Origin of the sequence: Isoptericola hypogeus (genome assembly GCF_039531145.1) — a bacterium.
GTDB lineage: Bacteria > Actinomycetota > Actinomycetes > Actinomycetales > Cellulomonadaceae > Isoptericola > Isoptericola hypogeus.
On sequence record NZ_BAAAPM010000008.1, the window covers coordinates 108,882 to 130,945 of the forward strand.

The following is a 22,064-nucleotide window of genomic DNA, read 5'->3' on the forward strand; positions in this document are numbered from 1 at the left end:
CGGACGGAAGGACGCACGGTGACGGACTCGGCGCACGGTCCCACGACCACGCGCTGACGCCTGCCCACCCGCACCCGGACCGGTGCACGCCTCGGTGGCCACGGGAGTCGGCGCACGCCGCAGCGCCCCCGGGAGCCCTCGTGCCCATCACCCCCTCCGTCGTCCTCAACGACCTCACCTTCTCCTGGCCCGACGGGGCCACCCCGATCGCCGGCGTGTCCGGCGCCTTCTCGCGCGGCCGCACCGGATTGGTCGGCCTCAACGGCACGGGAAAGTCGACCCTGCTCCGGCTCGTCGCCGGCCTCCTGCGCCCGACGTCGGGCTCCGTCAGCGTGTCCGGGACGGCCGACTACCTGCCCCAGCGCCTGACCCTCGACACCGGCGCCACGGTCGCCGACCTGCTCGGCGTGCGTGACGTCGTCGACGCGGTGCGGGCCATCACCGACGGCGACGTGCGGCCCGAGCTGTTCGACGTCGTCGGCGACGCCTGGGACGTCGAGGAACGTGCCGTCGCCGAGCTGGCCGTCGCCGGGCTGCCGGACGACGACGGTGTCCTGGACCGCCGGGTCGGCACGCTCTCCGGCGGCGAGACGGTGCTCGCCGCCGTCACCGGGATCCGCCTGCGCGGGGCCGACGTCGCGCTCCTGGACGAACCGACGAACAACCTCGACGGCGGGGCGCGCGAGCTCCTGCACGAGCTCGTGCGCACCTGGCGCGGCACGCTCGTCGTCGTCTCGCACGACCGCGCGCTGCTCGAGCTCGTGGACGACGTCGCCGAGCTGCGCACCGGGTCGCTGACCACCTTCGGCGGCACCTACTCGCAGTACGAGGAGTGGCTCGCGGTGCAGCAGGACGCGGCGCGGGCGTCCCTGCGCGACGCGGAGCAGATGCTGCGGCGCGAGAAGCGGCAACGCATCGAGGCCGAGGAGCGCATCGCCCACTCCGAGCGGCAGGGCCGCAAGGACACCGCGAACCGCAAGTACGTCAAGGCCGTCGTGAACGACCGCCGCAACGCCGCCGAGAAGGCGCAGGGCGCGCGTCGCGGCCTGGCGGCAGGCAAGGAGGCAGCGGCCAAGGCGGCGGTCGAGGCGGCGGAGCGGGCGGTTCGCGACGACGCCGTGATCGTCGTCGACCTGCCCGACCCGGACGTGCCCGCGAGCCGCCGGCTCGCGGCCCTGCAGGGCACGGACGGCCGCGAGATCGTCCTCGCCGGTCCCGAACGGGTCGCGCTCACCGGCCCCAACGGGGTCGGGAAGACGACGCTGCTCGCCCAGCTGGTCACGGGCCACGGCGAGCGCGCGTACGGCTCGGGGGCGCAGGCGCGGGCGCTGACCGACCGGGTCGGCTACCTGACGCAGCGGCTCGACGGGCTCGACGACGACGCGAGCGTGCTCGACGCGGTCCGGGCCGCCGCGCCGCACGTCGCCCCGGGAGTGCTGCGGAACCGGCTCGCGCGGTTCCTGGTGCGCGGCGACCAGGTCGACCGGCCGGTGCGCACCCTGTCCGGCGGGGAACGCTTCCGCGTCAGCCTCGCCCGGCTGCTGCTCGCCGACCCGCCGGCGCAGCTGCTCGTGCTCGACGAGCCGACCAACAACCTCGACCTCGCGAGCACCGACCAGCTGGTGCAGGCGCTCTCGGCGTACCGCGGCGGCCTGCTCGTGGTGAGCCACGACGCGGCGTTCCTCGACCGGTTGGGCCTCGGCGCGCGCCTGGAGCTGCGCGCCGACGGCACGCTGCACCACGAGCGCGAGACGGCGGCGCGGGTCGGTACGGTGGGCGGGTGACGTCGCAGCCGATCGCCCCGACCCCGTCCGTGCCCGCAGCCGAGGAGGAGGTCGTCGGCATCTGCCGGGACCTGCTGCGCATCGACACGTCGAACTACGGCACGGACGACGGGCCGGGGGAGCGGCTGGCCGCCGAGCACGTCGCCGGTCTGCTCACCGAGGTGGGGCTCGACGTCGAGCTCTTCGAGCCCTTCGGCCGGCGCACGTCCGTCGTGACGCGCCTGGCGGGCGCCGACCCGTCCCGCCCGGCGCTGGTGCTGCACGGGCACACGGACGTCGTGCCCGCGGCGGCCGAGGACTGGTCCGTCGACCCGTTCGCCGGCGAGGAGACCGAGGGCCTGCTGTGGGGCCGGGGTGCCGTCGACATGAAGGACATGGACGCGATGATCCTGTCCGTCGTGCGGCAGATGGTCCGCGAGGGTCGACGCCCCGCGCGCGACGTGATCGTGGCCTTCTTCGCCGACGAGGAGGCGGGCGGCGTCAAGGGCGCCCAGTGGGCGGTGCGGAACCGGCCCGAGCTCTTCGAGGGCGCCACCGAGGCGATCAGCGAGGTCGGCGGCTTCTCCGTGGAGGTCGGCGGGCGCCGCGCCTACCTGCTCCAGACGGCGGAGAAGGGGCTGGCGTGGCTGCGGCTGGTCGCCGACGGGCGCGCCGGGCACGGCTCGCAGGTCAACCACGACAACGCGGTCACCGAGCTCGCGGCCGCCGTGGCGCGCATCGGGCAGCACCGCTGGCCGTACACGCTCACGCCCACGGTCGAGCGCCTGCTGCGGGGCGTGGCGGACCTCACGGGGCTGCCGCTCGACCTCGACCCGGGCGAGGGCGACCGGCCCGGCGAGGTGGACCGGGAGCAGGTGGACGCGCTCGTCGCTGCGCTCGGCCCGGCCGCGCGGTTCGTCGGCGCCACCGTGCGGCACACGTCCAACCCCACCCAGCTCGACGCCGGGTACAAGGCGAACGTCATCCCGGGGCGGGCGCAGGCGGCCGTCGACGTGCGGCTGCTGCCGGGTCACGAGGCGGAGGGCCTGGCCACGCTGCACGAGCTCGCCGGGCCCGGCGTGCGGGTCGAGCCCATCCATCAGGACGTCGCGCTCGAGGTGCCCTTCTCCGGCGACCTCGTGGACGCGATGGTGGCCGCGCTCGTCGCGGAGGACCCGGGCGCCGCCGTCCTGCCGTACACGCTGTCCGGCGGCACGGACAACAAGTCGCTGTCGAAGCTGGGCATCACCGGCTACGGCTTCGCCCCGCTGCGGCTGCCCGCCGACCTCGACTTCGCGGGCATGTTCCACGGCGTCGACGAGCGCGTGCCCACCGATGCGCTGCGGTTCGGCACCCGGGTGCTGGACCGGCTGCTGAGCACCTGCTGACCTATTGACCTGCTGGCCTGCGGGGACCGGCGGCGGCACGTCGGCCGTCGCCCGGTCAGCCCGCGGCCGTCGGCCGGTCAGCCCGCGGCCGTCGGCCGGTAGGTGAGCAGGGTGACGCGGTCGCCGACGGCGCGGACGTCGGTGCGTTCCAGCGCGACGGGGCCGGCGGCGCCGGCGAACAGCGGCAGGCCGGAGCCCAGGACCACCGGGGCGACGGCGATGCGCAGCTCGTCGACGACGCCCGTGGGCAGCAGGTCCGCGAGGAGCGTCGAGCTGCCGAAGACGGCGATCTCCTTGCCGGGGTCCTGCTTGAGGCCGGCAAGGTGCCCGGCGAGGTCGTCGGCCACGAACGTCGTGGGCCCCCACGCGTGCTCCGTGAGGCTCCGGGACGCGACGACCTTCGGCAGGTCGTTCATGAACCCGGCCACGACCGGGTCCTCGGCGATCCCGTCGGAGGTGGGCCAGAACGACGCCATCAGCTCGAACGTGCGGCGTCCCATCACGATGGTGTCGATGCGCTCGCCCTGGGCGCGCGTGTAGGCGTCGAACTCGGGGTCGGAGACGAACCAGTCGACGCTGCCGTCGGCGTCGGCGTGGTACCCGTCGAGAGAGGTCATGAGGAAGGCGTAGACGGTGCGCATGCAGGGACGACCCGCGTACGGCCGGGAACTCATCGGCGTCGGGGTCACCGGCGGGCGAGCGAGGCGAGCAGCCGGCGCGTGGCGTCGACGTACCCGCCGCCGAACAGCACCGCGTGCACGGCGAGCGGGTAGAGCTGGTGCAGCCCGGTCCGCTCGCGCCGGCCTGCGGCGAGGGGGTGCACCTCCTCGTAGCCCGCCAGGATCTCGTCGAGGTGGGGGGCGCCGAAGAGCGCCAGCATCGCGAGGTCGCCCTCGCGGTGCCCGCCGTGCGCGGCCGGGTCGATCAGGACGGCCTCCGCGCCCTCCTCGTCATCGCCGTCGTCCCCCGAACGGGGCGACCAGAGCACGTTGCCCGACCACAGGTCGCCGTGCGCCCGGGCGGGCGCGTCGTCGGCCGCCGGGCCGGCGAGCCGCGGGAGGAGCGCGCACACGCGCTCGACGGCGTCGGCGTCGTCCGCGGTGAGCGTGCCGCGCTCGCGGCCCTGCCCGAGGACGGGGCGCAGCCGCGCCTCGGCGTAGAACGACGGCCAGTCGCCCCACGACCCGCCCGGCATCGGCAGCGGGTCGCTCACCGGCCCGAAGAATCCGGCCGGGCGGTCGGCGGCTCCCGGCGGCAGGGTCCCGAACGCGGGCGCCCCCGCGTCGTGCAGGACGGCGAGGCGGCGGCCGAGCGTGCGCGCCGCGGCTAGTGTCGGCCCCGCCCCCCGGACCCGTTCCAGGTCCAGGTGAGCGGGACCGACGTCGACGACGCGCGCGACCCGCGGCCCGCCGGGCACGTCGAGCCAGCGCAGCCCGGCCGCCTCGACGGCGAAGAAGCCGTCGGGCGCATCACGGCGCGACTTGCGGAAGACGTCCGGCATCGGCTCGGACACGACTCAGAACGTGGGGGACACCTTGATGATCTTGCGGCGCAGCCACACCTTGCGCTCGCCCCCGACGTACAGCCTCGTCCGGGCGAGCTCCCAGCGGCCGTACTCCGCCTCGTCGGTGAGCATCTTGCGGGCGTCGGGGACGCTGGTCGCCCGGTCGATCGTCACCACGCGGTACTCGTACTGGCCGTGCTTGCGCCATGCCGATCCTGTCGCGGACCCGGCTGCGGAACCCGAGCCGGTCCGCGTCGTCGAGCGTGCCGTCATCCCTCGTCCTCCCGGCCTCGTCAGGCAATTTCGTGTGCCCATTGTGCCCCCGGGGGCGCTACGGTCAGAGCATGACCGCAGACCCGCGTGCCGCGCTGGACCGCTTCGTCGCCGCGTTGGAGGCCCACTACCACGCGGTGTCGACCCGCCGCGGCGAGGACGACCCCGCGGTCGACGACGCCTACGAGGTCCTTGCCGATGCCTTCGAGGTCTACGAGGACGCTCTCGCCAAGGTCTACGCCGAGGTGACGCCGTTCTACCTCGACGACGGTGAGGACGACGGGGACGACGACGGCGACGACGACGCCGACGAGGGGGAGGACGACGAGGCGGACGACGACCTCGAGGTCGACGTCCTCGACGCCGAGCGGGCCGCCCTTCGCGACGAGCTCGACCGGAGCCGCTGAGGTCGACCGGTCGCCGTCCGCGGGATCACCATCGCTCGGGGTACCCGACCTCCGGGGCGGAGACGTCGTCCAGCGCGGAGTGCACCTCGCCGGGCAGCTCGAGGTCGACGGCGGCCAACGACGCGCGCAGCTGCGCCGGGGTGCGGGCTCCCACCACGGCGCTCGCGAGCGCCTCGCGGGCGAGCAGCCACGCCAGGGACACCTCGAGCGGGGCGCGGCCGAGCCCGTCCGCGGCGGTCGCGACCGCCTCCACGACCGCGGACGACGCGTCGTCGAGGTAGGGGTCCACGAACGCCGCGAGGTGCGGCGACGCGGCGCGGGAGTCCGCGGGCAGAGAGCGGCGGTACTTGCCGGTGAGCACGCCGCGCCCGAGCGGGGACCAGGCGAGCAGCCCGAGCCCGAGCGCCGACGCGGCCGGCACGACGTCGCGCTCCACCCCGCGCTGCAGCAGCGAGTACTCCAGCTCGAGGCCCGTGAGGCCGACGCCGTCGCAGGCGGCGCCCTGCAGCAGCGTCGCCGCGCGGGCGGCCGCCCAGGCCGGGTGGTTGGCGAGGCCGACGTAGCGGGCGCGCCCGGAGGACACCGCCAGCCGCAGGGCGGACACCGTCTCCTCGAGCGGCGTCGCCGGGTCGGGGCAGGCGACGAGGAAGAGGTCGACGTGGTCGGTGCCCAGCCGCTCCAGGGACGCGTCGAGGTCGGCCAGCAGCCCGCCTCGCGAGGCGTCGACGCGCGCGCCCGCGGCGCCGCCGCGCACGCCGCCCTTGGTGCACAGCACCACCTCGTCGCGCCCGACCTTGCCACCCAGCAGGGAGCCGATGACGCGCTCGGCGTCCCCGTCGCCGTACGTCGCGGCGGTGTCCACGAGGGTGCCGCCGGCGTCGACGAAGTCCCGCAGCTGTTCGGCGGCGTCGAGGTCGTCCGTGTCGCGCCCCCAGGTCATGGTCCCCAGCCCCAGCACGGACACCCGCAGGCCCGACCGGCCCACCGCACGACGCTCCATGGCGGGTCAGGCTACCGGGGCTGCGGTGCGTCGGGAGGAGAACGCGCCGCCGGCGGGTAGGGTGACCGCCCGTGAGTGCGTGGGAAGCCATCCTTCTTGGCCTGGTGCAGGGCCTGACCGAGTTCCTCCCCATCTCCTCGAGCGCGCACCTGCGCATCGTGGGAGAGCTGCTGGGGGGCACCGACCCCGGCGCGGCGTTCACCGCCATCACGCAGATCGGGACCGAGGCCGCCGTGCTGCTGTACTACCGGCGCACCATCCGGGACATCTGCGTGGCGTGGTGGCGGTCGCTCGTCGGCGCGCACGGCCGCGACTGGCGCGCCCGGATGGGCGCGCACGACGCGCAGGCCCGCATGGCCTGGTACATCGCCCTCGGCTCGATCCCGATCGGCGTGCTCGGCCTGGTGTTCCAGGACGCGATCGAGACGTACCTGCGCAACCTGTGGATCACCGTGACGACGCTCGTCGTCTTCGGCCTGCTGCTCGGCTGGGCGGACAAGGTCGGGCGGCGCACGCGGACGCTCGACGCGCTCACCCCGAAGCGCGCGATCGGCTTCGGGCTCGCGCAGGCGCTCGCGCTCATCCCCGGGGTGTCGCGCTCGGGCGGCACGATCACGGCGGGCCTGTTCATGGGCTTCACCCGCAAGGCCGCGGCCGACTACTCGTTCCTGCTCGCAGTGCCCGCCGTGCTCGCGTCCGGCTTCTACCAGCTGGGCAAGTCCCTGGGCGAGGACCCTGCCCCAGGCTCGCCCGGCGGGGTCGCGACCCTGATCGCCACCCTCGTGGCGTTCGTCGTCGGGTACATCGTGATCATCGGCTTCCTCAAGCTCATCACCACGCACTCGTTCATGCCGTTCGTCTGGTACCGGCTCGGCCTCGCCGCGGTGGTCGTCGTGCTGCTGCTCACGGGGGTGCTGACGGCGAACGGCGGCATCGTCGTCTGACCGGGGTCCCCGACCGGTGACCCCGCGGGACGACCCGGGTGGGTGCTCGGGGCCGGTAGCCTGGGCGCGTGCGTTCCTGGCCCGCCCCGCAGATCCCCGAGCTCCCTCGACCCGCCGGTGACCCCGCCCCGGTCCGGGTGCACGACTCGACCACCGGCAACCTCGTGGAGGCGGCCGCTGGCGACAGCGCCCGCTACTACGTGTGCGGCATCACCCCGTACGACGCCACCCACATCGGGCACGCGAACACGTACGTGGCGTTCGACCTGCTGCACCGGGCGTGGCGCGACGCCGGCAAGGACGTCACGTACGTCTCCAACGTCACGGACGTGGACGACCCGCTGCTCGAGCGGGCCACGGCCACCGGGGTCGACTGGCAGGACCTCGCCGCCGAGCAGACCGCCCTGTTCCGCGAGGACATGGCCGCCCTCGGCGTGATCCCGCCCGCCACGTGGACCGGGGCCGTCGAGTCCGTGCCCGCCGTCGTCGCGGCCGTCGAGCAGCTGCTGGAGACCGGCGCCGCCTACCGTGTGCCCGTCGAGCCCGGCGCCGGCGGCGACGACCCCTGTCTCGGGGACGTGTACGCCGATCTCACCGCCGACCCGGCCTTCGGGCAGGTCGCGCGCCTCGACGCGGCGACCATGGCTGCGCTCTTCGCGGAGCGCGGCGGGGACCCGCAGCGCGAGGGCAAGAAGGCTCCGCTCGACCCGCTGCTGTGGCGCCGGGAGCGCCGCGGCGAGCCGGCGTGGGACGGCGCCTCGCTCGGCACCGGGCGCCCGGGCTGGCACGTGGAGTGCGCCGTGATCGCCCGCGACGGCCTCGGCCTGCCGTTCGACGTGCAGGGCGGGGGAGCGGACCTGCTGTTCCCGCACCACGAGATGTCGACGTCGCACGACCGGCTGCTCGGCGGCGGCGGGGCCCGCGTGCACGTGCACGCCGGGCTGGTCGCGTACCAGGGCGAGAAGATGAGCAAGTCGCGCGGCAACCTGGTCTTCGTCTCCGCATTGCGCCGCGCGGGGGTCGAGCCGATGGCGATCCGGGTCGCGCTGCTCGCGCACCACTACCGCACCGAGTGGGAGTGGACCGACGCGGACCTCGAGGCAGGCGTCGCGCGCCTCGGGCGGTGGCGGGCCGCCGTGTCCGGCAACGGCGGGCCCGCGGTCGACGCGACGCTGGCGGCCGTGCGCGCGGCGCTGGCCGACGACCTCGACGCCCCGGCCGCGCTCGCCGCCGTCGACGCGTGGGCCGAGCGGGCCCTCGAGGTCGGCCGGGACACGAGCGACGACACCGAGGGGGCGCCGGGCGTCCTGGCCCGCGCCGTCGACGCCCTGCTGGGCGTGCGCCTCTAGCCCTTGTCGCCCTTCTCGCCGCCGACGTCGCGCCGGCGCAGGTAGCGCTCGAACTCCCTGGCGATGGCCTCGCCAGACGCCTCCGGGAGGTCGGCCGTGTCCTTGGCCTCCTCGAGCTGCTGGACGTACTCCGAGATCTCCGCGTCCTCGCTCGCGAGCTCGTCGACGCCGTGCTGCCACGCCTCGGCGTCCTCCGGGAGGTCGCCCAGCGGGACGGGCTCGGCCAGCAGCTCCTCGACCCGGGTGAGGATCGCGAGCGTCGCCTTGGGGGACGGCGGGTTGGCGACGTAGTGCGGGACGGCAGCCCACAGCGAGACCGCCTGGAAGCCGCGGGCGGCGGCCTCGTGCTGGAGCACCCCGACGATCCCGGTGGGTCCCTCGTACGTGCTGGGCTCGACGTCGAGCACGGCCTGCAGGCCGACGCTCTCCGTGGTCGCGGTCATCGGGATGGGCCGGGTGTGCGGGACGTCGGCGAGCAGCGCGCCGAGCGTGACGACGGTGCGCACCCCCAGCTCGTCCGCGAGGTCGAGGAGCTCGGCGCAGTAGGTCTTCCATCGGAACGACGGCTCGATCCCGTGCACGAGCACGACCGTGCGGTCGTCCAGCTCGGCCACGGACACGGTCGTCGTCGGCCAGATGATCGTGCGCTCGCCGTCCGGGCCGACCTCCATCACCGGGCGGTTCACCTGGAAGTCGTGGTACAGCTCCGGGTCGAGCTCCCGCACCTCGGTGGCGCCCCAGATCTCGCCCAGGTGCTCGAGTGCCGACGTGGCCGCGCTCCCGGCGTCGTTCCATCCCTCGAACGCGGCCACCATCACGGTCTGCCGTGCGGCATGGCGCCCGCCGGGCTCCGGCTCGATCGTCATTCGGCCAGCCTATACACGCCTCGGCGCGGCGACGGCTCGACGCCACCGCGGCGGCGTCGTCGCCCGGTCGGTCGGGCCCTCGGCACCCGGTCCGTACCATGGACGGGTGCCAGCCGACCTGATGACCGACCTTTCGACCAACCCCTCGACGGCCGGCGTGCCCGCCCGGCTGCCCGCCGCCGTGCTGTGGGACATGGACGGCACGCTCGTCGACACCGAGCCGTACTGGATCGCGGCCGAGCACGAGCTGGTCGCCGAGCACGGTGGGACCTGGAGCCACGAGCAGGCGCTGCAGCTCGTGGGCAACGCGCTGACCGTCTCGGCGCAGATCCTGCGGGAGCAGGGCGGCGTCGACCTGCACCCCGACGCCATCGTCGAGCGGCTGCTGGGGCGGGTCGTCGACCAGGTGCGCGAGAGGGTGCCGTGGCGCCCCGGTGCGGTCGAGCTCCTCACCGCCCTCGCCGAGGCCGAGGTGCCGTGCGCCCTCGTGACCATGAGCTACGCCACCCTCGCCCGGGAGGTCGTGGGCCGTGGCCCCGCCGGTGCCTTCCGGATCATGGTCACCGGCGACCAGGTGTCGCGCGGCAAGCCCCACCCCGAGCCCTACCTCGTCGCCGCCGAGCGGCTCGGCGTCGACCCCGCCGACTGCGTCGCGATCGAGGACTCGCCCACCGGCATCGCGTCCGCCCTGGCCGCCGGCGTGCCGACGCTCGGTGTGGAGGCCGTGGTCCCGGTGCCGCGTCAGCAGGGCCTGAGCCGGGCCGCGTCGCTCGCGGACGTCGACCCCGCCACGCTCGGGCGCATCGCCGCCGGCGAGGTGCTCGACCTCACCGCCTGAACGAGGCTCGCCGGCCCTACGACGGTCTCAGCGGGTGCTGGTCGCCTCGACCCCGAGGCGTTCGCGCAGCGCGCCTTCGGGGATGGTCGGCGGTGTGCCGCCGAACGCGGGGCACCGGTCCTGGTGCGCGCACCATCCGCACAGCTTCGACGGGCGCGGCTGCCAGTCGCCCGTGCGCGCCGCCTCCATGATCGCGGCCCACAGGGCGCGCACCTTGGCCTCGGTCACCTCGAGCTCGCGCTCGCTCGGCTCGGCGCGCAGCACCTGGCCGTCGCCCAGGTAGACGAGCTGCAGCATCCGTGGCAGCTCCCCGCGCTCGCGCCAGATCACCAGGCCGTAGAAGCGCATCTGGAACAGTGCGGACGCCTCGTAGCCCGGCCGCGGCGCCCGGCCGGTCTTGTAGTCGACGACCCGGATCGCCCCGTCCGGCGCGACGTCCAGACGGTCGACGATCCCGCGCAGCAGCGGACCGCCGTCGAGCCGGGTCTCCACCCGCAGCTCGCGCGACTCGGGCTCCAGCCGGTTGGGGTCCTCGAGCGTGAAGTAGGTGCCGAGCAGGCGCCCGGCGCCCGCGAGCCAGGCGTCGAGACCGACCGCGGCGGCGTCCCCGCCCGGGGCGAACAGCTCGGCGTACCGCGGCTCGGTCTCGACGAGGCGCTCCCACTCGGCCGGCAGCAGCTCCAGGGCCGCGGCCGGGGTGCGCTCGCCCAGCGGGGCGTCGTACAGCCGCTCGAGGACGGCGTGCACGAGCGTGCCGCGGCTGGCCGCGGACGACGGCGGCTCGGGCAGGCGGTCCACGGCGCGGAACCGGAACAGCAGCGGGCACCGCAGGAAGTCGCTCGCCCGGGACGGCGACAGCGCCGGGGCACGCTGCGGCTGCTCCGAGGCGTCCGGAGGGCCGGCGGCGTCGGTCGCGGGCTCGGCGGTCGTCGTCATGCGCGCCACCCTACGGCCGGCCCCCGACGCCGCCCGGGGACGATCCACAGGGCCGACCGCGGCCCGCCCCCGGGGGGGCAGGGCCCGCCCGGGTCGCGCGGGGACGGCCACGGGCGCGGCTAGCCTGGGGCGGTGACCTCACGTTCCTCCGGCTGGGTGGTCGGCCGCGTCGCGGGCGCGCCCGTGATCGTGACGCCGTCGTGGTTCCTCGGCGCCGTCGTCCTCACCCTGGTGTTCGCACCGACCGTCAGCCGGTTCGCCCCGCGCATGGCCACGACGGGCGTGCTCGTGGTGGCGTTCGCGTTCGTGCTGCTGCTCTTCGCTTCGGTGTTCCTGCACGAGGTCGCGCACGCCCTCGTCGCGCGGGCCCGCGGGCAGCGGGTGACGGAGCTCGCCGTGACGTTGTGGGGCGGCCATACGGCCTACACCGGCGCGGCCGGGCGCCCGCTCGACGGCGCGCTGATCGCCGTCGTCGGGCCCGTGACGAACCTGGTGCTCGCCGGGGCGATGTGGGTCGCCTTCGAGCTGCAGCCCGTGATGACCGTGCCCGCCATGCTGCTGTTCGCGGGGGCGTTCTCCAACGCGTTCGTCGGGATCTTCAACCTCCTGCCCGGCCTCCCCCTCGACGGCGGGCAGATCCTCGAGTCCCTCGTGTGGGGGGCCACCGGGTCGCGCACCCGGGGCACGGTCGCCGCCGGCTGGGTGGGCCGGGTCGTCGCGGTCGGCGTGGTCGCCTGGGCGCTGTTGTGGCCGCTGCGGGAGGGTCTGTCGCCCTCGTGGGTGACCGTCATGTGGTCGGCGCTCATCGGCGCGTTCCTGTGGTCCGGGGCAGGCGACGCGATCAAGGGTGCGCACCGGCGCGCGGAGCTGGGCCGGATCACCGTCCGCACCCTCGCCGTGCCGGCCGTTCCCGTGCCCACCACGACCGCGGTCGCGGGCATCCCCGCCGCCGCGGCCGCGCACCCCGGCGCGGTGGTGGTCGTCGTCGGCCCGACGGGGGAGCCGGTCGGCTGGGTCGACCCGGCGGCCGCCGCGAGCGTCCCCGCGGACCGTGCGGCCACCACGCCGGTGGAGGCGGTCGTCGTGCCGTTCCCGCCGGGTTCGGCGGTGGACGCCGGGCTCGGCGGACCCGACCTGCTGTCCAGGCTCGCGGGCACGTCGTCGGGGGCGCGGGTCGTGCCGGTGATCACGGCCGGGCGGGTGACCGGCGTGCTCGACGTCGCCCGCGTGGCCGCGGCCGTCCGCCGGTAGCGCGGCCGCGACGTTCGTCCGCCGGTAGACTCGCCCGTCGTGACTTCCGCCGACCCCGCTCCCTCGACGCCGCCCGAGACCGCCCCCGCCACCGGCGCCGACCTGCGGCGCGGACCGCTGCGGGTGGGCGACAAGGTCCAGCTCACCGACCCCAAGGGACGCCTGCACACCATCACGCTGCAGCCCGGCGGCACGTTCCACACGCACAAGGGCTACTTCCGCCACGAGGACCTCATCGGCCGCCCCGAGGGCTGGGTCGTGACCAACACCGCCGGCATCGAGTACCTCGCGCTGCGCCCGCTGCTGAGCGACTACGTGCTGTCGATGCCGCGCGGCGCCGCAGTCGTCTACCCGAAGGACGCCGGCCAGATCGTGCAGATGGCCGACATCTTCCCGGGCGCCCGGGTCGTCGAGGCCGGCGTCGGGTCCGGCGCCCTGACCATGTCGCTGCTGCGCGCCGTCGGGGACGCCGGCGAGCTGCACTCCATCGAGCGACGCGAGGACTTCGCGGCCATCGCGCGCGGCAACGTCGAGACGTTCTTCGGCGGCCCGCACCCTGCGTGGCGCCTGTCGGTCGGCGACCTCGCCGACGTGCTGCCCGACGCGGTCGAGCCCGGCAGCGTCGACCGGGTCGTGCTCGACATGCTCGCCCCGTGGGAGAACATCGACGTCGTCGCCGGGGCGCTCGCGCCCGGCGGCGTCCTGATCTGCTACGTGGCCACGGCCACGCAGCTGTCCCGCACGGCGGAGGACCTGCGCGCCGACGGGCGGTTCGCCGAGCCGTCCGCGTGGGAGTCGATGGTGCGGGGCTGGCACCTCGAGGGCCTCGCCGTGCGCCCCCAGCACCGGATGATCGGGCACACCGGGTTCCTCGTGACCGCGCGCCGCCTCGCGGACGGCGTCGCGCCGCCGGAGCGGACCCGGCGCCCGGCCAAGGGCGCCTACCCTGCCGCCGAGGCCGAGTGGACGGAGTCCGACATCGGCGAGCGGCCCGTCTCGGACAAGAAGATCCGCCGCGCCCGCCGCGACGTGGGCCAGGCCGAGGGCTCGCCCGCCCTCGCCACGGGTGACGACGCGGGCCCCGAGCAGGCCCCGGACCCGGTCCGCGACGGGAGCCGGGACGGCGCGGACCCGGCCCTCTGAGGTCGCGGGCAGGTCACCGTCGTGTGTCGAGGTGGTGAAAGGCGACCGCTCCGCGAAATGAACCGCACCGATGTCGGTGTTGGTGTCTAGGGTGCTGTATCTCGGGGGCACCTTCCCGCCCAGGGGAGGCCGCCGCCCGGCACGCACGAGAGGGGATGCGATGACCGACGACGCCGTTCGCCCTGAGTTCCGCCCGGAGCCCGTCACCACGCCCGCCGCACCGAGCCGCGACGCGCAGCTCGCCCTCCTCTCCGCGAAGAACGAGCGGCTCGCGGAGGCCCTGCGCGCCGCGCGGGACCAGATCGTCGAGCTGAAGAGCCAGATCGACGACCTCGCGAAGCCGCCGGGCACCTACGCGACGTTCCTCGGCGCGCACGACGACGGCACGGTCGACATCTCGTCGGCGGGCCGCAAGATGCACGTGCAGGCCAGCCCGGGCCTCGACGTCGTCGGCCTGCGCCCCGGCCAGGAGGTCAAGCTCAACGAGGCGATGACCGTCGTGTCGGCGGGCGGGTTCGAGCGCACCGGCGAGCTGGTCACCGTCAAGGAGGTGCTCGACGACGAGCGCGTGCTCGTGGTGGGCCGCGCCGACGAGGAGCGGGTCGTGCGGCTGGCCGGCTCGGTGATCGGCGCGCCGCTGCGGGTCGGCGACGCGCTGACCGTGGACGTGCGCAGCGGCTTCGTCTTCGAGGTCGTGCCCAAGTCCGAGGTCGAGGAGCTCGTCCTCGAGGAGGTCCCGGACATCGCGTACGAGGACATCGGCGGGCTCGGGCCCCAGATCGAGCAGATCCGCGACGCCGTCGAGCTGCCGTTCTCCCATCCTGACCTGTTCCGCGAGCACGGGCTGCGGCCGCCCAAGGGCGTGCTGCTGTACGGTCCGCCCGGCTGCGGCAAGACGCTCATCGCCAAGGCGGTGGCGAGCTCCCTGGCCACCATGGTCGCCGCGGCGCGCGGCGACCAGCCGGGGGCGAAGAGCTTCTTCCTCAACGTCAAGGGCCCCGAGCTGCTCAACAAGTACGTCGGCGAGACCGAGCGGCACATCCGGCTGATCTTCGCCCGGGCCCGCGAGAAGGCGTCCCAGGGTATGCCGGTCGTCGTCTTCTTCGACGAGATGGAGTCGCTGTTCCGCACTCGCGGCACGGGCCTGTCCTCGGACGTCGAGACCACGATCGTGCCGCAGCTCCTGGCGGAGATCGACGGCGTCGAGCGCCTCGACAACGTCATCGTCATCGGTGCCTCGAACCGCGAGGACATGATCGACCCGGCGATCCTGCGGCCGGGACGACTGGACGTGAAGATCAAGATCGAGCGGCCCGACGCCGAGGGTGCCACCGAGATCTTCGGTAAGTACCTCACGCCCGAGCTGCCGATCCACCCCGACGACATCGCCGAGCACGGCGGCAGCGGCTCCGAGGCCGTGGCCGCCATGATCAGCAGCGTCGTGGAGCGCATGTACGCCGAGGACGAGGAGAACCAGTTCCTCGAGGTCACGTACGCGTCGGGGGACAAGGAGACCCTGTACTTCAAGGACTTCAACTCCGGCGCGATGATCCAGAACGTCGTCGACCGGGCGAAGAAGTCCGCCATCAAGGACTTCCTGGCCACCGGGCAGCGCGGCATCCGCGTCGAGCACCTGCTGAGCGCGTGCGTCGACGAGTTCAAGGAGAACGAGGACCTGCCCAACACCACGAACCCGGACGACTGGGCCCGGATCAGCGGCAAGAAGGGCGAGCGCATCGTCTTCATCCGCACGATCGTGCAGAAGAAGGGCGGCGACGGCACGCCGCGCACCATCGACACGGTGACCAGCACCGGCCAGTACCTGTAGGCGACGCCCGGCCACGAGATCGAGGTACCCGTCGCGAGGTCGACCCGCCGTGGGCCGGTTCCGAGACGGGTACCTCGATCTCGTGGGCCTCAACCTAGGGTGGTGGCGTGAGCGTTCGTCGCGTGATGGGAATCGAGACCGAGTACGGCGTGCTGTCCCCGGGGCGGCCGCTGGCGAACCCGATGCTCATGAGCTCCCAGGTGGTGATGACCTACCGGGCGCTCGTCCCCCGTCCGGGGGCGCGCCCGCCCGCGCGCTGGGACTACGACGACGAGGACCCCCTGCAGGACGCCCGCGGCTTCCACCTGCAACGGGCGTCGGCGCACCCGTCTCTGCTCACCGACGACCCGTCCCGACCGGCGCCCGCGGGGCCGGTCGCGGGGCAGGACGGTGCCCCGGTGCCCGCTTCGACCCCGCCGTCGGCACGGGTGTCGTCGGCCGCCGGCGCCGGGGGCCGACGGCGCCCGGACGCCCGGACCAGCGAACCGCAGGAGGTCGAGCGGCCCGCCGCCGAGGACTACGACGACCCGAGCGCCGCGAACTGCATCCTCACGAACGGTGCACGGCTCTACGTCGACCACGCGCACCCCGAGTACTCCTCGCCCGAGGTGACCGGCCCGCTGGACGGCGTGCTGTGGGACGTCGCCGGGGAGCGCGTGATGCTCGCCGCGGTCCGGTCCCTGGCCCAGGTGCCGGGCGGCGAGATCGCCCTGTACAAGAACAACGTCGACGGCAAGGGCGCCAGCTACGGCACCCACGAGAACTACCTCGTCGACCGGGCGCTGCCGTTCAGCACGCTCGTGGACGTGCTCACGCCCTTCCTCGTCACCCGGCAGGTGTTCGCGGGCTCCGGGCGGGTGGGGCTCGGCCCGACGGGGGCCGAGCCGGGCTTCCAGCTCTCCCAGCGCGCCGACTACATCGAGGCCGAGGTCGGCCTGGAGACGACGCTGCGGCGGCCGATCGTCAACACGCGCGACGAGCCGCACGCCGACCGCACCCGCTGGCGCCGCCTGCACCTGATCCTGGGCGACGCCAACCTGTTCGAGGTCGCGACCTACCTCAAGCTGGGGACGACGTCGCTCGTGCTGTGGGTGGCCGAGCACCTGGACGAGCTCGCCGAGGCCGGCGTGGCCGCGCGGGCCGAGCTCACCGCGCTGCGGCTGGCGGACCCGGTGGCCGACGTGCAGCGGGTCTCCCGCGACCTGGACCTGTCGGCGCGGCTGGAGCTCGCGGACGGCCGCCGGCTCACCGCCCTCGAGGTCCAGGAGGCGTACGCCGAGGTCGTGGTGCGCGCACTGGCCGCGCTGCGGGTCGGGGACGACGGGACGGACACCGCCGACCGGGACACCGCCGACCGGGACACCGCCGCCGTCGTCGACAGGTGGCGGTCGGTGCTGCGCCGGCTGGCGACCGACCCGGCATCGTGCGCCCGCGAGGTGGAGTGGGTCGCCAAGCGGCGCCTGCTGGAGGGCCTGCGGGCCCGCGACGGCCTCGGGTGGGACCACTCGCGGCTGCACGCCCTCGACCTGCAGTGGTCCGACGTGCGGCCCGAGCGCGGCGTGTACCACCGGCTGGTCGCGTCGGGGGCGGTCGAGCGCCTCGTCGACGAGGGGCGGGTCGCGGACGCGGTCCACCACCCGCCGCCCGACACCCGGGCCTGGTTCCGCGGCGAGGTGATGGCCCGCTACCCGGACGAGGTGTCCGCCGCGAGCTGGGACTCGGTGATCTTCGACGTCGCGGGCGCCGCCGCGCTGCAGCGCGTGCCCATGCTCGACCCGACGCGCGGGACGCGCCGGAACATCGGGGCGCTCCTGGACGCCAGCCCGAACGCCGCGGCCCTGCTCAAGGGCCTGCGCGGCGAGGGCTGAGGCGCGCGGACGAACCGTTCAGCCCTGGGCGCACACGGCGTGGCCGCTGGCGCGCGATGTGGGCGCCAGCACATAGGCTCGTGAACGCGAGACCCTGGGGCTCCCACCGGGAGCTCCGCAGCAGCGAAGGAGGCGGACCATGGCCGGTCAGGAACGGATCAACCCGCAGCACGAGGACCGCACGCCCGACGACGACGCGGACGTCCCGGCCCCCGCCGCGGCGCCGCAGTCCGCCGAGCGTGACGCCGAGGTGGACGCGCTCCTGGAGGAGATCGATGAGGTGCTCGAGACGAACGCGGAGTCGTTCGTCCGGGGCTTCGTGCAGAAGGGCGGTCAGTGAGGCCCCATGACCCAGCCTGCTGACACCTCGGGACGGCTCCCGGACGCGTTCCTGCGGCCGGGGTCGTCGTCGTTCGTGGACTTCCTCGCCGAGCACTCGCCCGACCTGCTGCCCGGCCGCCGTCTCACGTCGGGCGCCGCGCCCGTTGTCCCGGACTCCCTCGCGCCGCACGCGACCACGATCGTCGCGCTCACGTTCGGCACCGACGGCGCCGATGGCGGGGGCGGGCGGGGCGTCGTCATGGCGGGCGACCGCCGCGCGACGATGGGCAACATGATCGCGAGCCGCGAGATGGAGAAGGTCTTCGCGGCCGACGCCTACTCCGTGGTCGGCATCGCCGGCTCCGCCGGGGTGGCGGTGGAGCTGGTGCGCCTCTTCCAGCTCGAGCTGGAGCACTACGAGAAGATCGAGGGCTCGCTGCTGTCGCTGGACGGCAAGGCGAACCGCCTGGCCACGATGATCCGCGGCAACCTGCCGCTGGCTCTGCAGGGCCTGGCCGTGGTGCCGCTGTTCGCGGGGTACGACCTGGACCGCGGCACCGGCCGCCTCTTCAGCTACGACGTGACCGGCGGCCGGTACGAGGAGCACGACCACCACACCGTGGGCTCCGGCTCCGTCTTCGCCCGGGGGGCGCTGAAGAAGCTGTGGCGCCCCGGCCTGGAGGCCGGCGAGGCCGTCGAGGTGGCCGTGGAGGCGCTCTACGACGCCGCCGACGACGACAGCGCCACCGGCGGGCCCGACACGGTGCGTCAGCTGTGGCCGGTCGTGACGACGGTGACCTCGGCCGGCGTGCGGCACGTGCCCGACGACGAGCTGGCGGCCGCGGCCGAGCGGGTCGTGGCCGAGCGTCGCGCGGCGCACCTCGCCGCGCACGGGGACCGTCCCGCCGGGCCGCGCGGCGGCAGCGACACGCGAGGGGGTGCGCGCGCATGACCATGCCGTTCTACGTCTCGCCCGAGCAGCTGATGAAGGACCGCGCCGACTTCGCGCGCAAGGGCATCGCCCGCGGCCGGTCGGTCGTGGTGCTCGTCTACGACGGCGGGATCCTGTTCGCCACCGAGAACCCGTCGCGGGCGCTGCACAAGATCTCGGAGATCTACGACCGCATCGCGTTCGCGGCCGTCGGCAAGTACAACGAGTTCGAGAACCTGCGGGTCGCGGGCGTCCGGTACGCCGACCTGCGCGGCTACTCCTACGACCGCACCGACGTGACGGCGCGCGGCCTGGCCAACGCCTACGCGCAGACGCTCGGCACGGTGTTCACCACCGAGTCCAAGCCGTTGGAGGTCGAGCTGGTGGTCGCGGAGGTCGGCGCCACGCCGGCGGCCGACCAGGTGTACCGGCTCTCCTACGACGGGTCGGTGGCCGACGAGCACGGCTACGTCGTCATGGGCGGGCAGGCCGAGCAGCTCGGCACCCGGCTCGGCGAGCACTGGCACGAGGGCATGGCCCTGCCGCAGGTGCTGGGGCTCGCGGTGCGCACCCTCGGCGCCGTCGGCACCGACGGGACGCTCCTTCCCGCGGGCGAGGAGCGCGAGATCGCGCCGACCGGGCTCGAGGTCGCGGTGCTGGAGCGGGACCGTCCGCGCCGGGCGTTCCGCAGGCTGCAGGGCGGGGCGCTGGCCGAGCTGCTCGAGCAGCCGGGCGACTGAGGCAGGGCCGAGGCAGGGGAGGACGACGTGGACCGCAGGATCTTCGGGCTGGAGACGGAGTACGGCGTCACGTGCGCGGCCGACGACGGGCGGGGCTTGTCCGCCGACGAGGTCGCGCGCTACCTGTTCCGCAAGGTCGTGGCGTGGGGGCGGTCGTCGAACGTCTTCCTGCGCAACGGCTCGCGGCTGTACCTCGACGTGGGCTCGCACCCCGAGTACGCGACGGCCGAGTGCGACGACGTGCGCCAGCTGGTCGCCTACGACCGCGGGGGCGAGCGCATCCTCGAGGGCCTCGTCGCCGACGCCCAGCAGCGCCTCGAGCACGAAGGCCTCGCGGGCAAGGTGCACCTGTTCAAGAACAACACCGACTCGGCCGGCAACTCGTACGGCTGCCACGAAAACTATCTCGTGCGCCGGCAGGGCGACTTCTCGCGCCTGTCCGAGGTGCTGGTGCCCTTCCTCATCACCCGCCAGGTGCTGACCGGAGCGGGCAAGGTCCTGGCCACGCCGCGGGGGGCCGTGTACTGCCTGTCGCAGCGTGCCGACCACATCTGGGAGGCCGTCTCCAGCGCCACCACCCGCTCGCGGCCGATCATCAACACGCGCGACGAGCCGCACGCCGACGCCGAGAGCTACCGGCGCCTGCACGTCATCGTCGGCGACTCGTCAATGGCCGAGCCCACCACCATGCTCAAGGTGGGCGCCACCGACCTCGTGCTCCGGCTGGTGGAGGCCGGCGTGCCGATGCGCGACCTGACCCTGGAGAACCCCATCCGGGCGATCCGGGAGATCAGCCACGACAAGTCGGGCCTGCACCCCGTCCAGCTCGCGAACGGGCGGACGGCCACGGCCGTCGACATCCAGTGGGAGTACTTCCAGCGGGTGCGGGAGCACGTCGACTCGCACGTCGAGGCGACGCCGGTCGTCAAGCAGGTGCTCGACCTGTGGGAGCGAGGGCTGCGGGCCATCGAGTCCGGTGACCTGACGCTGGTGGACCGGGAGCTCGACTGGGTCATCAAGCTGCGCCTCATCGAGCGCTACCAGGCCAAGCACGGCCTGTCCCTGGACGACCCGCGCATCGCGCGCCTCGACCTGGCGTACCACGACATCTCCCGCACGGAAGGGCTGTACAACCTGCTCGCCGCGCGCGGGATGGTCGAGCGCGTCGTGACCGACCTCGAGGTCTTCGAGTCGACGGCCGTGCCCCCGCCCACCACCCGGGCCAAGCTGCGCGGCGACTTCGTCCGCGCGGCCCAGGAGGCGCGACGCGACTACACCGTCGACTGGGTGCACCTGAAGCTCAACGACCAGGCGCAGCGGACCGTGCTGTGCAAGGACCCGTTCCGCAACGTCGACGAGCGGGTGGATCGGCTGATCGAGTCGATGTAGGGGGTCCGCGGGACGCAGCGGTTTCTCCGCGCGGACGCGTTCACGGGCGCCAGGGCGCCCTCCACTTCGGGAGGGATACGTCCGCGCGAAGAACACGACAGGGCGCGACGCCCGTTGGGGTGCGGCTGCTGCGCGTGCACGGGCGCCAGGGTGCCCTCCACTTCGGGAGGGATATGTCCGCGCGGAGAACTCGCCCCGTCTCGAGGGCGTGTGGTGCGGTGGTCAGCGGGTGGCTGGCCGGTGGACGGATAGCTGGCTCGTCGGTGGGGCATGACAGGATGGCGCGGTGCCTCGCCGCCTGATGCTCCTGCCGGTCCTGCTGCTCGGCGGCACCCTCGTGCTCGGCGGCTGCTCGTCGTCGGTCCTGGCCGACGTGTCGGCCGCCACCGTCGTGCCGTCGCGGGCGCCGGTGCAGGTCTCCGGCGCGGTCGGCGAGCCCCCCGCGCTCGACTACGGCACCCCCTACGACGTGGCACAACCCGGCTCCCGGACGATCTGGCCCGGCACGGGGGAGCCGGTCACCCTCGGCGAGCCCGTGCTGCTGAACATGTACGCCGAGGACGCGCGCGACGGCAGCGTCATCTCGAGCACGTTCAACGACGCCCCCGCCTGGTACACGATGACGCCCGAGTCGCTCGGGTCCAACCTCTACGACACCCTCCGTGGCCAGCGCGTGGGCGCCCGGCTCCTGCTCGTCGAGGAGGACGAGGGGGTGCCCGTGGTGCTGGTGATCGACGTGCTGCCCATCCGTGCGTCGGGCACCGACGTCCCGCCGGTCGAGGGCCTGCCCCAGGTCGGGCGCGGCGACGACGGCGCGCCGGACGTGCGGGTCGACCCCGACGCAGCCCCGCCCGAGGACCTGGCGGTCCAGCCGCTGGTGCGCGGCAGCGGCCCCCAGGTCCAGGTCGGTCAGGTCGTCACGATGCGGTTCACCGCCGTGCGCTGGAGCGACGGGAAGGTCTTCGACACGACCTGGTCCGCCGGCGCCCGGCCGCAGTCCGCGACGGTAGGGATCGGCCAGCTCATCGACGGGCTGGACCAGGGCCTGCTGGAGCAGACGGTCGGCTCGCAGGTGATGATCGTCGTGCCTCCGCACCTCGGTTACGGTGGCACCAGCAGCGACCTGGCGGACCAGACCCTGGTCTACGTCGTCGACATCCTGGACGCGCACTTCCAGGTGACGGACGAGGCGGCCGTCACCGGTCCCGGCGCCGGGAGCGGCAAGGGCGGCGCCGGCGGTGACGACGGCGACGCGCCGGCGGACGACGAGCCGTCGGACCCGGCGGCGTCGGACGCCGGCTGACCTCCTCCGGCCGCTCGCCCGC

21 protein-coding genes are annotated in these 22,064 nt (G+C 74.4%); 15 read left to right on the forward strand and 6 right to left on the reverse strand.

Translation table 11 applies throughout. The features are described from left to right. The first annotated feature begins 140 nt into the window (after positions 1–140). Both ABD254_RS16230 and ABD254_RS16235 read left to right on the forward strand, forming a co-directional pair. Positions 141–1,784 carry an ABC-F family ATP-binding cassette domain-containing protein gene (locus ABD254_RS16230; RefSeq protein ID WP_344249620.1) on the forward strand — a complete coding sequence of 548 codons (1,644 nt, stop codon included), beginning with the start codon at positions 141–143 and terminating at the stop codon, positions 1,782–1,784. Then, on the forward strand, positions 1,781–3,151 hold the full coding sequence (locus tag ABD254_RS16235) for a M20/M25/M40 family metallo-hydrolase (RefSeq protein WP_344249622.1): 1,371 nt from the start codon (positions 1,781–1,783) through the stop codon (positions 3,149–3,151). Before ABD254_RS16230 ends, ABD254_RS16235 begins: the two co-directional genes overlap by 4 nt. A 77-nt stretch (positions 3,152–3,228) precedes the next feature. On the opposite strand, the gene ABD254_RS16240 is transcribed toward ABD254_RS16235, so the two are convergent. From ABD254_RS16240 to ABD254_RS16250, 3 genes are read right to left on the reverse strand one after another with little or no spacing between them, the layout of a single operon-like run. Next, positions 3,229–3,792 carry a dihydrofolate reductase family protein gene (locus ABD254_RS16240; protein ID WP_344249624.1) on the reverse strand — a complete coding sequence of 188 codons (564 nt, stop codon included), beginning with the start codon at positions 3,790–3,792 and terminating at the stop codon, positions 3,229–3,231. A 44-nt stretch (positions 3,793–3,836) separates the two neighbouring features. Beyond that, complete coding sequence (locus ABD254_RS16245; protein WP_425553847.1) at positions 3,837–4,652, reverse strand: fructosamine kinase family protein; 816 nt, start codon at positions 4,650–4,652, stop codon at positions 3,837–3,839. A gap of 15 nt (positions 4,653–4,667) precedes the next feature. Beyond that, entirely contained in the window at positions 4,668–4,928 is a 261-nt protein-coding gene (locus tag ABD254_RS16250; protein WP_344249627.1) for a DUF5703 family protein, read from the reverse strand. Positions 4,929–4,999: 71 nt separating this feature from the next. Here ABD254_RS16250 and ABD254_RS16255 point away from each other — a divergent pair, with 71 nt between their 5' ends. Next, positions 5,000–5,335 (forward strand): primosomal protein, encoded by a 336-nt coding sequence (locus ABD254_RS16255; protein WP_344249628.1) that lies wholly within the window; start codon positions 5,000–5,002, stop codon positions 5,333–5,335. Positions 5,336–5,360: 25 nt separating this feature from the next. Here ABD254_RS16255 and ABD254_RS16260 read toward each other — a convergent pair whose 3' ends face one another. Continuing rightward, positions 5,361–6,335, reverse strand: coding sequence for an aldo/keto reductase (locus ABD254_RS16260; RefSeq protein WP_344249629.1), 975 nt, complete (start codon positions 6,333–6,335; stop codon positions 5,361–5,363). Between the two features lie 71 nt (positions 6,336–6,406). Here ABD254_RS16260 and ABD254_RS16265 point away from each other — a divergent pair, with 71 nt between their 5' ends. Beyond that, positions 6,407–7,279 (forward strand): undecaprenyl-diphosphate phosphatase, encoded by an 873-nt coding sequence (locus ABD254_RS16265; protein WP_344249630.1) that lies wholly within the window; start codon positions 6,407–6,409, stop codon positions 7,277–7,279. Positions 7,280–7,347: 68 nt separating this feature from the next. Next, the gene (gene mshC, locus ABD254_RS16270) at positions 7,348–8,628 is read left to right on the forward strand and encodes a cysteine--1-D-myo-inosityl 2-amino-2-deoxy-alpha-D-glucopyranoside ligase (RefSeq protein ID WP_344249632.1); all 1,281 of its coding nucleotides are present in this window, start codon (positions 7,348–7,350) and stop codon (positions 8,626–8,628) included. On the opposite strand, the gene ABD254_RS16275 is transcribed toward mshC, so the two are convergent. Next, positions 8,625–9,494 carry a PAC2 family protein gene (locus ABD254_RS16275; protein ID WP_344249634.1) on the reverse strand — a complete coding sequence of 290 codons (870 nt, stop codon included), beginning with the start codon at positions 9,492–9,494 and terminating at the stop codon, positions 8,625–8,627. The two genes, mshC and ABD254_RS16275, sit on opposite strands and share 4 nt — an antisense overlap. 121 nt (positions 9,495–9,615) lie before the next feature. Between ABD254_RS16275 and ABD254_RS16280 the strand changes: the two genes are divergently transcribed. Then, the gene (locus tag ABD254_RS16280; protein WP_344250071.1) at positions 9,616–10,332 is read left to right on the forward strand and encodes an HAD family hydrolase; all 717 of its coding nucleotides are present in this window, start codon (positions 9,616–9,618) and stop codon (positions 10,330–10,332) included. A 27-nt stretch (positions 10,333–10,359) separates the two neighbouring features. Here the strand turns inward: ABD254_RS16280 and ABD254_RS16285 are convergent, their stop codons facing one another. Beyond that, positions 10,360–11,268: a RecB family exonuclease gene (locus ABD254_RS16285; RefSeq protein WP_344249635.1), complete on the reverse strand. Its 909-nt coding sequence runs from the start codon at positions 11,266–11,268 to the stop codon at positions 10,360–10,362. A 132-nt stretch (positions 11,269–11,400) separates the two neighbouring features. Here ABD254_RS16285 and ABD254_RS16290 point away from each other — a divergent pair, with 132 nt between their 5' ends. The 9 genes from ABD254_RS16290 to ABD254_RS16330 all read left to right on the forward strand — a co-directional run bounded on the left by ABD254_RS16290 (position 11,401) and on the right by ABD254_RS16330 (position 22,042). Continuing rightward, positions 11,401–12,519: a site-2 protease family protein gene (locus tag ABD254_RS16290; protein ID WP_344249636.1), complete on the forward strand. Its 1,119-nt coding sequence runs from the start codon at positions 11,401–11,403 to the stop codon at positions 12,517–12,519. A gap of 39 nt (positions 12,520–12,558) precedes the next feature. Continuing rightward, a complete protein-coding gene (locus ABD254_RS16295) occupies positions 12,559–13,662 on the forward strand; it encodes a tRNA (adenine-N1)-methyltransferase (RefSeq protein ID WP_344249638.1) in 1,104 nt (367 codons plus the stop codon). Positions 13,663–13,822: 160 nt separating this feature from the next. Then, positions 13,823–15,490, forward strand: a complete 1,668-nt coding sequence (arc, locus tag ABD254_RS16300) for a proteasome ATPase (protein ID WP_344249640.1) — start codon at positions 13,823–13,825, stop codon at positions 15,488–15,490. Positions 15,491–15,615: 125 nt separating this feature from the next. Then, the gene (dop, locus tag ABD254_RS16305) at positions 15,616–17,358 is read left to right on the forward strand and encodes a depupylase/deamidase Dop (protein ID WP_344250072.1); all 1,743 of its coding nucleotides are present in this window, start codon (positions 15,616–15,618) and stop codon (positions 17,356–17,358) included. A 139-nt stretch (positions 17,359–17,497) separates the two neighbouring features. After that, a complete protein-coding gene (locus tag ABD254_RS16310; RefSeq protein ID WP_344249642.1) occupies positions 17,498–17,698 on the forward strand; it encodes a ubiquitin-like protein Pup in 201 nt (66 codons plus the stop codon). Between the two features lie 6 nt (positions 17,699–17,704). Then, a complete protein-coding gene (gene prcB / locus ABD254_RS16315; RefSeq protein WP_344249644.1) occupies positions 17,705–18,631 on the forward strand; it encodes a proteasome subunit beta in 927 nt (308 codons plus the stop codon). Further along, positions 18,628–19,350 (forward strand): proteasome subunit alpha, encoded by a 723-nt coding sequence (prcA, locus tag ABD254_RS16320; RefSeq protein ID WP_344249646.1) that lies wholly within the window; start codon positions 18,628–18,630, stop codon positions 19,348–19,350. Before prcB ends, prcA begins: the two co-directional genes overlap by 4 nt. Positions 19,351–19,377: 27 nt before the next feature. Beyond that, on the forward strand, positions 19,378–20,739 hold the full coding sequence (pafA, locus tag ABD254_RS16325) for a Pup--protein ligase (RefSeq protein ID WP_344249648.1): 1,362 nt from the start codon (positions 19,378–19,380) through the stop codon (positions 20,737–20,739). Positions 20,740–21,025: 286 nt separating this feature from the next. Continuing rightward, entirely contained in the window at positions 21,026–22,042 is a 1,017-nt protein-coding gene (locus tag ABD254_RS16330; RefSeq protein ID WP_344249650.1) for an FKBP-type peptidyl-prolyl cis-trans isomerase, read from the forward strand. Positions 22,043–22,064: the final 22 nt, after the last annotated feature.